Origin of the sequence: Ectothiorhodospira variabilis, from assembly GCF_022227625.1 — a bacterium.
Classification (GTDB): Bacteria; Pseudomonadota; Gammaproteobacteria; order Ectothiorhodospirales; family Ectothiorhodospiraceae; genus Ectothiorhodospira; species Ectothiorhodospira haloalkaliphila.
Genome location: NZ_JAJNAO010000022.1, coordinates 17,630 through 27,935 on the forward strand (window position 1 = coordinate 17,630; position 10,306 = coordinate 27,935).

At 56.6% G+C, this 10,306-nt stretch carries 9 protein-coding genes and 1 pseudogene; 4 read left to right on the forward strand and 6 right to left on the reverse strand.

Annotated elements, in window-relative coordinates; genetic code table 11:
• Window positions 1-52: 52 nt before the first annotated feature.
• From LPW30_RS14625 to LPW30_RS14635, 3 genes are all read right to left on the reverse strand, one after another.
• Entirely contained in the window at window positions 53-589 is a 537-nt protein-coding gene (locus LPW30_RS14625) for a hypothetical protein (RefSeq protein ID WP_239681219.1), read from the reverse strand.
• Window positions 590-1,001: 412 nt separating this feature from the next.
• Window positions 1,002-2,567, reverse strand: a complete 1,566-nt coding sequence (locus LPW30_RS14630) for a DUF4214 domain-containing protein (protein WP_239681220.1) — start codon at window positions 2,565-2,567, stop codon at window positions 1,002-1,004.
• A 193-nt stretch (window positions 2,568-2,760) separates the two neighbouring features.
• Window positions 2,761-5,886, reverse strand: coding sequence for a LamG-like jellyroll fold domain-containing protein (locus tag LPW30_RS14635; RefSeq protein ID WP_239681221.1), 3,126 nt, complete (start codon window positions 5,884-5,886; stop codon window positions 2,761-2,763).
• Window positions 5,887-6,546: 660 nt separating this feature from the next.
• Between LPW30_RS14635 and LPW30_RS14640 the strand changes: the two genes are divergently transcribed.
• Window positions 6,547-6,822, forward strand: a complete 276-nt coding sequence (locus tag LPW30_RS14640) for a type II toxin-antitoxin system TacA family antitoxin (protein WP_239681222.1) — start codon at window positions 6,547-6,549, stop codon at window positions 6,820-6,822.
• Window positions 6,823-7,323, forward strand: coding sequence for a GNAT family N-acetyltransferase (locus tag LPW30_RS14645; RefSeq protein ID WP_239681223.1), 501 nt, complete (start codon window positions 6,823-6,825; stop codon window positions 7,321-7,323).
• Between the two features lie 429 nt (window positions 7,324-7,752).
• On the opposite strand, the gene LPW30_RS14650 is transcribed toward LPW30_RS14645, so the two are convergent.
• Entirely contained in the window at window positions 7,753-8,760 is a 1,008-nt protein-coding gene (locus LPW30_RS14650; protein ID WP_239681224.1) for a DUF4351 domain-containing protein, read from the reverse strand.
• Window positions 8,761-8,947: 187 nt separating this feature from the next.
• Window positions 8,948-9,100, reverse strand: a pseudogene (locus LPW30_RS14655) (JAB domain-containing protein); the annotation flags it as partial.
• A gap of 27 nt (window positions 9,101-9,127) precedes the next feature.
• Here LPW30_RS14655 and LPW30_RS14660 point away from each other — a divergent pair.
• The gene (locus LPW30_RS14660; protein WP_239681227.1) at window positions 9,128-9,688 is read left to right on the forward strand and encodes a SapC family protein; all 561 of its coding nucleotides are present in this window, start codon (window positions 9,128-9,130) and stop codon (window positions 9,686-9,688) included.
• A 36-nt stretch (window positions 9,689-9,724) separates the two neighbouring features.
• Here the strand turns inward: LPW30_RS14660 and LPW30_RS14665 are convergent, their stop codons facing one another.
• Entirely contained in the window at window positions 9,725-10,042 is a 318-nt protein-coding gene (locus LPW30_RS14665; RefSeq protein WP_239681225.1) for a hypothetical protein, read from the reverse strand.
• A gap of 42 nt (window positions 10,043-10,084) precedes the next feature.
• On the opposite strand from LPW30_RS14665, the gene LPW30_RS14670 reads away from it, so the two are divergent.
• Window positions 10,085-10,306, forward strand: a 222-nt coding sequence (locus LPW30_RS14670; protein ID WP_239681226.1) for an Rpn family recombination-promoting nuclease/putative transposase, incomplete at its 3' end; no start/stop codon positions are given.

Genomic DNA, 10,306 nt, shown 5'->3' on the forward strand with positions numbered 1-10,306 from the left:
ACTAACGTTGATCTAGTCCAGTTCATAGATGCGCCCCACCATATCCACCGCATCAACGTCTAGCCGCCCGAGTTAAGGCACGCTGGTAATTATCTCGGAACTCCGGATAGATCTCACCTGTGAGTTCAACGGCTTCCTCGTAATGTTCATGGTCAGAATGGACCACATACATCCAAACTGCCAAATCCTTCACATCATCAAAAGAAAGGTCAGAGCTATCTTTTATGTGATCCCAGCCGCCGGCTAGATTGATGGCCGCTTGCCTACCTACTTCGTCTCCAACACGACGCCCCAACCAACCACCAATGAATGGGACTCGTTGCATTGCATCCTGGCCCACCGCTGTGCCGACTGCCCGACCAGTCGCAGCTCCAAATCTTACATTAACTGCATCTGAAACCCATTCGGCCAATATCCCATCTGACGTATAAGGCGACATAAACTCCCCTGAATTATTTTGTATTGGTTGAGGGGCCGCGAGTTCGTCAGGCTGTGGAATAGTCGCACAGGCCACCAGAAAGAGCGGCAAAAGGACCAGGATGGGAAACTTCGCGACGGTTGGCGTTCCGAAAAATTGGATGAAATTCATAATGACTGCGTCCTGATACGTGTTTGTTCATTGATTATCGATGCCGCTTGCACAAATACTCATAGAGGCAAGCTAGTGGCGCAGAGACACAAGCGAGATATTCATGCCCATGGCTCGCCCGAGATCTTCGGTACAAAGCTTAACGGGCGTGGCGCCCGCCTGCACCCCAGATTCACCCGGCGCTTTTGACGTGGGTCATACGTACCTGTAAGGATTTTCCTACAAGGTCGAAACTGTGGGCCTTTAGCCGAAATGCTGATTACTGGTGTTTATCAGATAAGGCCCTGACCGGCATTTAAGGTGACTTAGAGGGCCGGTTTTTTCATACACCCCAACAGGCGGGGCGGTAGATTTCTGCGACACGGCACAGGGTGGGCAATTCCCTCACCCCGCTGCGGCCGCTGGAGCGCACTCATGGCACTAACTCCCGGCAACCGGAGACAGAGGACTGCCCGAACTGGCCTGTGTAGCTTCCTGTGATCTGGCCGTCACCCTGTATCTGGGCCTGGATAGAACCGACTTCAGTTTGCAAGGAAAACTGGCCCGAGGAAAAGTCACCCGAAACGGTGAATATTTCTGAACCCGGATTCATGAGCCAGCGATTCACCGAGAAGCCCTCGCCGGCAACCTCTCCCGCGGGCGTCACTGTAACGCGCAAAAGCCCGATATCGGCGTCTTCCCCGGCCGATGAGCCTTGCGAGAGTGTGTCGTAGGCCAGTAGGTAGCTGGTAGATCCCGGGCCGTTTACGTCACCCATGCTCTCCTTGGCCAGGTCGTAAGTACCTTCGTACCACCCTTCCACCCAAGTGCCAGAGAACCAGCCATCCGGGCTGACAATGCCCTGGAAGTATCCGCCAAGAGAAGCCACGCCGAAAGAAGCAAAGGCATCTGGACCGGGGACCACGCTCCCGGACACCACTTGGCGAGCCCCCGTATCCGTGTTTTCCGCAGCCCCAAGGACCTTGCCATCGAACAGCAGGACAGCCGCGCGCCCCCTGTAATCCCCCGTATATCGACCTTGATAAGCGCCAGTGTAGGCACAGAAAAAGGAAGTACTTAAATGATGTGCCGCTTGCTCACGCCCAGGCAAGGAAACCTGCTCGTAATCATCCGTCGCTTCGAGCTCCTGCCGAATTCGTTCGGCCTGGCCCTCAAATTCCTCCGTTCCAAAAGCCAAACCTCCCCATCCCTGGGCCAAATGGATTACCCAAGGGCTGATTTGGATTCCATTGCTGAGATCACCATCGCTATCCAGCATCATCAGCAATCGCACACGATCCTGCACGCGTGGATCGTCAGGTGAACTACCGTCCACGAGAGACATGGGCGTGATCACCCTTTCTCCTCTGGCCGAACCTAAGGTGATAGATCCCAAGCGGAATTCGACATCCTCGCCTTCCTGATAAAAGAAACGGCCATCTTCCGAAGTCACTCCCTGCACGGTCGGAGTTGAATATTCCAGTCCACTCACCTGTGTATCAATAAAAAAACCGACCTGACTGTCCAACCGAGCCAGCAGTGCGGGTATCTGAGCGATGGCCGTCTCGACAGTGCCCGCATCCGCTGTTACAGCTGCAATCACTTCGCGCCCTGCCACGCGGAACCTTTCCTGCTTGTCCGCGGACAATTCATCGTAGTTCAGGCCTTCTACGACTTGCTGTTCCATAAAGGCCTGAGCAACCCTTACCCGGTTGCCGAAGCGAACCATGTCCTGCTCAGCATCCGGGTTACCCCATCCCCCCTCAATCATCGCAATAATCATCTCATTACGGTCGATACGGCCGCTCTCCAATGCCTCGATCCAATAGGCCAGCCCCTCAGCATCTGCTGAGCGGTCGAAGAGATTCTGATAAAGGGATTCAATCAGCGGGCCATGACCCAGTGATTCGGGGTAAGCCTCCTGAATCAGGGGCTGGTCGAAAAAGCTTTGCGCTACGGTGGTGGGCGTCCAGAGCGGATCGGTATCAATATTCTGCACCCAATACGCTACACCCTCCGCGTTCGGCGCGTAGCCTAAAGTGGCGAGATAGATCTCCGTGACTCGCCAAGGGGTATTCTCTTCTCTCTCAGCGGCATGGACCGCAACTCCCACCACCAGCAGTAGCGGAACCAATAGGATACACCCTATCACCCGACCCAAAGTCTCGCCAGCCACAGGCAACCCTCCCCCGTTAATCCATTATTCTAATCAAATGGAATCCGTAACCGCGAATACCGTATTCCTCGGTCAAGTTTAACTTATTACCTCCCGAGAGGTCCGCTGACCAAATATCATCATCCACGCGATAAAAGATTTGCGAATCACTTGCCCATCCGGTTGGTACGCGATAGGTCATTGAACGAGGAAAGATATCTATTTGAGACTCTCCATCCGGCCACTCAATGTATGAGGCACCACGCCCCCGAGAAGAAGCCGCTCTCATGTAAAGCAAGACCTTTGTCCCATCAGGTGACATGCTGACGACACTTTCTCCCGAGCTGGTATTACTGGTAAGGGGCGTCGCAACCCCATCGCGATATACCCAATTATTGTGTTGGCCTTGAAAGTCCGACCACACCCGCGTGTCGGAAAAAAGGATCTCATCCTCAGCAGCCCAAATGAACGCCGTTTTGTGTGTATTCGTGCCGCGCGGTTCACTTCGACCGAAAACCCGGGTGACCTCTTTCGAGTCAATATCCTTGATAAAAACTTCGTTGATATTCCGTCCCTGATCTCGGTCCCCTTTGGCAAAAATCACTTGGGTGCCATCTGGCGAGAATGCAAAAGCGCCGACCGGAATATCACTTAAACGCTCTTTATTGTCTCCGTCCCGATCCATCAGGTAGATTCTCCCATCATCACGCGACGGCCCCTCGAGCAATCGGAAAGCGATCCTATCGATCGCGGGAACATACTCGATGCTGCCGCTCGCTCTTCTGTCTCCACGCAGATCCGTCAGGACCGATACGGGCCCCAGTCTCCCTTCATTCCAGGGCGCAATTGCCACGTTATTGGCATCGTCGTCTTCAGAAATCCATAAAGCCCAGCTTGCGCCCGTACTCGGGTCGGCTGCCTCCAGTCGGACTTGCTGCACATCCAGTCGCGAGGCGTACCCTTGGTCATCAACAAACTCCAGCACCACGTAATAGTCAACGTCACGATCCAGGTCGCCGATCGTCGCCCCACTGACCACATCCGCCATCATCCGGCCCTCGGTGCAGGAGGTGTAATTGCGGACATCGCAATCGGCGTCACGGGACACAAAAACGTTGTACGTCCAGCCCGAACGCTGATCCCAGCGCATGGTCACCTGGCCTTGAGAAGGATGGGTATGAAGCTCCGGGGATGGCGGCGTGGGTTGCATCCCATCTATCAGCTCCTTTATTTCTCTCTCAGATAGACGCCGATTGTATATTTTTATTTCGTCAATTAGTCCATCAAAGAAACTATCATGACCTTCCCCATAGGCACCTAGAGTGGCCCTTGTTGTCGTCGGGATGCCGCCCGCCATCTCGCCCACTCGGGCTCCGTCAACATAGAAGCTGGCTTTCTCTTCATCCCAAGCTAAAACTGCGTGATGCCAAGCGCCTTGTTCTATTGGAACTTCACCGAGGACAGATGCAAGGAACCGAGATCTCACTGTAAAGCCTGGAAGGACTTCAATATAGAGACGAGTCCCAGCGGGTCTTGCAAAATTCGCGGCAGCGAATACATTGCTTCGATCTATCGCGGAATTCGCCTTAAACCATATACCAATGGTGCCCTGTGATGCGTCAATCGCGCTATCCGGCACGTTAATGAATGCGTCGACGCCGTTAAACCGATATGATGAATCTGGAGATCCGAGCCTGCCCGGCGCCAAAACAGCATTGACAACGTGCCCGTGGTGCCCATTACCACTCATATCCTGGGCGGACCCGTTGAACGAATAATACAGGTTAAGTCCATCAATTTCTCGGAGAGACTCGTCTTCAACCACTTCAACTGTAATGAGAGGCTTATCCAGGCGTGAAAGTCCCGGGGCCGACATGAACGTAAATCGAATGACACTGGAATCCGAAGTAATCCCCGGCAAAAGGTGATCGATCAACTCAAGTGCCAACTCATTTTGTACAGATTCGAACTTGTCATCTGCCGCCGTTTCGATTGCATCCGTGATCGTAAGGATATTGCCCGTTTTCTTGAGACTGCTTTTAGCGGCCAGTATCCCGTCCACGCTCTTGATCAATGAGGGAAGCCCATCAGTACGGATATCCCCATAAGTCATTTCAAAGACGAGGCCTTCTTCCAAGGAGAAAGAGTCAAACGACTCGTACACAAAATTGGCAACTTTAACCACCTCCAGAAGCCCTTGTGCAATCTTGGTAACCTTATACACCTTATAAGCTTTCACCCCTAAGGCCACGGCGGCGCCGATTGTAAAAACAGCACGCGGCTCCACCGAGCTCAGATTATTCAAGTCAACTCGATAATATGTTGGAAGGAATTCATCATGCGGATCTGTGGCACGTATTTCGACAAGCCCACGCTCTTGATGGTAATCCACGGTCCAACCCGATAACGGCTGATCGTCCTCATCTCTAAGTTCAACCTTGATGTCGCGATCAAACGACACCGTATCAACCATCTGGCGCCCATTCTCATTGGTTGACACGATGATGTTGTATTCTTCCTCGTGCCTTTGTAGGGCTTGGCCACCAGTAAAGGCCTTAAGCAAGCCGGGGATGCGCTCCTTGCCCATCACGTAGTCGCCGGGATCAGCCCCAACGCCAGCCACGACATCCCGACCTGCCTGCCGAAAGGCCCGTTGGTCGGAAGGGCTCAATGTGCCGTACTGAATGCCATGCTCATTCTGGTAGTCCAGAAATCTCAGAGCCACACGCACACGATTGCCAAACCGTGCCATGTCCTGCTCCGCGTCGGGATTGCCCCAGCCCCCATCGATCAGCGCAATGATCATCTCATTGCGCTGGACTCGACCCGTCTCCAGGGCCTCCAGCCAGTAGGCCCGCCCTTCAGCATCCGCCGGTCGGTCGAACAGGTTCTCGTAGAGGGATTCAATCAGCGGGCCGTGGCCCAGGGACTCGGGGTAGGCTTCCTGCACCAAGGGCTGGTCAAAGAAGCTCTGCGCGACAGTGGTGGGGGTCCAGCTCGGGTCGCTGCGGATGTTCTCCACCCAGTAATCCACGCCCTCCACATCCGGCGCGTAGCCCAGAGTCGCCAGGTAGATCTCTGTTACCCGCCACGGGGTATCGTCTCCCCGTTCGAGGGTATGGGCCGGCAAGCTCACCAGCGTCAGGGCGAGCGTCAGAATCACACGCCCCATCATACGCGCCAGAGTCCCGCGCGCCACGGTCATCGTCCCCATAACTGCCCTCCCCCAGCACCCCTCCGGGTGCGATCCCTTGTCGCCCTTGGTTATCCCCACCCTACGGTGAGCGAATAAAGCCCCTACAATCCGCAGGCAATACGTTTAGCCCAAAATGAGAACTGCGTCAAGGTTTGAGCCCAGCCGCTGAGGATGGCCGCCCGCCCGTCGAGCAGAAAACATCCCGTTTTCTTCGTGGATTCGACCCGTCGGGGTCAGATCCTGTTCGGGCCCTACCCTACTGGAGCAAACGCGAGGTCAGCCCCGAAGGGGGGACAGGGAGCATCATCGGCGGCGGCGCGGCGTGTGGCGGATTAACGCAGGGCTTCAGCCTACAGGACTTGCCCCTTGCGCCCAAGAATTGCCTAATGATCCTTCTTAGCGTGCCATGAACAGCTCGACGGGGCCGGGGATCCGCAGGAAAGCTATGAGCTGGCCCAGGTGGCGGAGTTCACCCAGTGCTACCGGCAACGGCTGGCGAGCTTGAGCTGGTTCATCGGGATGGAAGACCTCTGATAGGGCTGGACGTACCACCCCATCCGCTCTTCTTTGTTGACGACGTGCGCACAAATGGCGCACACTTGACAAAGTAAACATCCGGAGGCCGCTATGCCAACTCCTGCCAAAGACACCCGCCTGCACATCCGCTGCGATCAGGAGGTGCGCCGCTTGCTCGACAAAGCTGCGGCCTACGTCCATATGAGCGTGTCTGAATTTGTGCTTCGGAACGCGGTCGAGCAGGCGCATTCGGTGGTTCAGGCGCACGAAGCCATCACCCTGTCTCAGGATGATTTCGCGGCTTTCCTGGACGCACTGGATACACCAGCCACAGCCAACCCTGCGTTGCAGCGCGCGTTTGCGCGCCACGCCAAGCATGTGCAATGAATGACTTATTCCATCCGTCCGCTTGACGCCGACGCACGGACGGCTGATTTCAAGTGTGGAGAGTCAGCGCTCGACGAATACCTGCAGCGCTATGCCAGCCAGGACATCAAGCGTGGTGTGGCACGGGTTTTCGTGGCCTCACCTACCCAGCAGCTGCAGGTGGTGTCAGGTTTCTATACGCTCAGCGCGGCCAGCATCGCTGCAGACACACTGCCCGAGAAGTGGCGCAAGAAACTACCTTGCTACCCGGTGCCGGTCGCCCTGCTCGGCCGTTTGGCTGTGGGCCAGCAGTACCATGGACATGGCTTAGGCTCCATCCTTCTTGCGGACGCGTGCAAGCGCGTTGCTGCCGCCAGTGAAACACTAGCGGTCGCTGCCATTGTGGTAGATGCCAAATCTCAGAAAGCGACAGCGTTCTACCAGCACTTCGGTTTTATTGAACTACCCGGTCAACCCGGTCGCTGGATGCTGTCACGCTCACACTTTTCGGGTTTGGCTTGAGGCGCAGCCAGGCTCGGTAACGATCCAGCACTCGCAAATCTCGGGTTAAAAAGTCAACAGCTTTCGCGTACTCAATGAGCGTGCTGGTAGTAGCCCCAAACTGGCCGTGCGTCTTTAGTGCGCACGATACGCCAGCACTGGTGCATCGAGAACCGGCTCAAGGCGGTTCATGGAACGGCCCAGGGAATCATCGCTCCGGACCGGACCCGGTGGTGAACGATTGTCATAACGGGCCCATCAGGCGAATCACCCAGCGAAAGACTCAAGAGTGCCTGTCCCCACCCTGGCGACCTCGCTCAAGCCCTCGCTCAACCCCCTGCTGAAGCGCTTTCTCTCGCTCAACGCGTTCAATCGTGTTCACGTAAGGCATTTTCTTCTCCTCCTGTAGGGCGTAGAACCCAAAGCGCCAAGAGACAGAAGGGGGAAGGGTCAGTGCCTGAACAGCGTGTCAAGACTCTCAGCAAAGAGAATCTCATCAGACCAGGCTTCCAGTTGGTCGACATCCGCCGCCTGCAACTGCTCTGACACCCAATCGGGCAACTCCCCAAAGCGCTTGCTCAGCTGACGTTGCAAAATACGCCGGGCTTCCAGTTGACGGCCCTGACCAACTCCCCGCTCAAGTCCCTGCTCACGTCCTCGCTCAAGTCCCTGCTCAACCCCCTGCTGAAGCGCTTTCTCTCGCTCAACGCGTTCAATCGTGTTCACGTAAGGCATTTTCTTCTCCTCCTGTAGGGCGTAGACCGCCTGCACAAAACCCGGTTCCAGATCTCGGGGCAGCTGGATCATCCAGTCGATGATCCTGAACAGCTGCACGATCTGCTCCCGACTGTGGCCCCGTTCGTACAGCAGCCGAACCAGGGCGATCTTGACGTCCTTGCGCGTGGCACCATCCTTGATCCGCTTGGCCTTGATCTGTGCCATCACCACCAGGGCAAAGACGTTGTCACTGGCCTCCAGATCCGCCCAGCGCTCTTCCCAGTCAATCAACTTGGCCATGGGAAACGTGAACGACAGCTTGCAGCCCCAGCGCTCGTACAGGAAGGCCGAGGGCCGAAAGCTCTCGCGGGTGTCCGCCAGCACCGCCAGACTCACCACATCCACCCCGTACCGATCCCGCAAGTGGTACTGGTAAGTGTACATCCGCTGTGCAAATCCTTCCTCCGGCTCGGCCTGGACTTCCACATGAATCAGCACCCAGGTCTCGCTGCCATCCCGGGCATACACCTGAATCAGCTTGTCTGCATGGCGTCGCCCCGTGTTGGCATCCGCCGTGATCTGCTGCAGTTCCTTGTCCATGGGGTTGTAACCCCGGGACCAGTCCACCTCACCGTGGATCGCCGGGAAGAGCAACTGCGTGAATTCCTGGAAGTAGTGCTCCAGGGCCTCCTTCCAGGGGCTGTCGTGGTCCGTGGGCCTGTCAGTGTCTTGATCGGTCATGCTGACTCCTGTGACAACTGCCTGATTTTACCACGCCCCATCCCACCTTAAAGCCTGCGGATGCACCCTATGTGCCCGTTACTTTTGAAAAAACCAAAAAAAGAGGCTGCCAGCGCCTGTACTCACCATGACCGTGATGGCCACCATGAGACACAGACGCCGACAACCCAAAGGAGGCAGGCAAACACTATATCCAGCCTTTCTCGGCGAACGAGACATACCCCTCATGCCCCACCACCACGTGATCCAGGGTACGGATGTCCATCAATGCCAGGGCATCCTTGACCCGGCGGGTGATGCGCCGATCCGCGTCGCTGGGTTCAGGGTGGCCGCTGATGTGGAGAAGCTCCATGACCGCTTGCCGATCGTGATCCCGCAAGCCCCACAGGGGCAAACAGCGCTGCCCATGGCGCTGGTCAATCCCAGCCGCAGCGCCCATCCATTTGGGGACCACACCCCGTGTCTATTCCAGGATTATCCCTTCCAACTGGTTCCAAAAGCCCTGGGTATGGATGAGGCGGGCGAGCCGGCCTTGCAAGACATGCTGTGGATCGATCCCAGCGCACCCCATTGGAACACCGATCTGCGAAACGGTTATCCGCTCTTTGATCACGAGGGCCAGCCCTCCGAGGCCTTGAAGCAGGTAATGCAGCGTCTTCGTGCCCTGCAGAAGGAGATGGAGCGCACCAGAGCGTTGGTGGAGCTACTCAATATCGCAGGCGGGTTATCGCGGTATCGGATCTGGCACCGGGATCAGGAATATGACGTGCTCAAGGTGGTCATGGATGGCCTGGAGGCTCGACTGGAAGCCATCGATTCACCGCTGGCCATGACGGCAGCGTGGTTTGCCGACCGCATTGCCCATGCCCAACAATCTCTTGAGTTCCCGCCCTACCCAGCCTCATCCTTTGGCTTCAGGCAGCCCTGATGGGTATCGGGACGCCCGGGCGCATAGGGCCAGCGATCAGCGCTTGCCTTGCTGCACCGTGGCCACCAGATCCAGGTAAGCCTGCTCCACAGCGGGATCACCCTTGCCGCTGTCCTCGATACAGACCTCGATAAAGTCATCCAGGGCATTACACAGAGCGATGGCACGTGGGGAATCCCCGAATTGCTCGACCCAGCGATCATACAGCGCGTACAAGCCATCCAGGTCTTCCTGGGTCATCAGCTCAAAGATCAGCCGCTCATAGCGCTCCAGATCGGCCTGCAGGGTCGCTTGGCCAGGAATCCGGGGATCATCATCAGGGAAGCTGTTCATGGCGGGAGTGTAGCAGCCCATGATCGGCTACCCTATGGGACCACCCACCACGACACCCAGGCCATGGGCAACACCCTCCCCAACCCCCACGACACCCTGTTCAAGGCTCTGCTGGAAGACCCCGAACGAGCCGGTGCCCTACTGCGCGAGAGCCTTCCCAAGGCCCTCACCGACAAGATGAGCGGTGATCCCCTGCCCGTGGATGGCTCCTTCATCAACGAGAACCTGCGCGGCACCCACAGTGACCGCTTGTTTCAAGTAGCCCTGCAGGATGGCCGCACTGCC

Coding starts and splice junctions, on each gene's coding strand:
- LPW30_RS14650 (WP_239681224.1), bottom strand. CDS start 8,760: ATGACCGATCAAGACACTGACAGGCCCACGGACCACGACAGCCCCTGG.
- LPW30_RS14645 (WP_239681223.1), top strand. CDS start 6,823: ATGACTTATTCCATCCGTCCGCTTGACGCCGACGCACGGACGGCTGAT.
- LPW30_RS14625 (WP_239681219.1), bottom strand. CDS start 589: ATGAATTTCATCCAATTTTTCGGAACGCCAACCGTCGCGAAGTTTCCC.
- LPW30_RS14665 (WP_239681225.1), bottom strand. CDS start 10,042: ATGGGCTGCTACACTCCCGCCATGAACAGCTTCCCTGATGATGATCCC.
- LPW30_RS14640 (WP_239681222.1), top strand. CDS start 6,547: ATGCCAACTCCTGCCAAAGACACCCGCCTGCACATCCGCTGCGATCAG.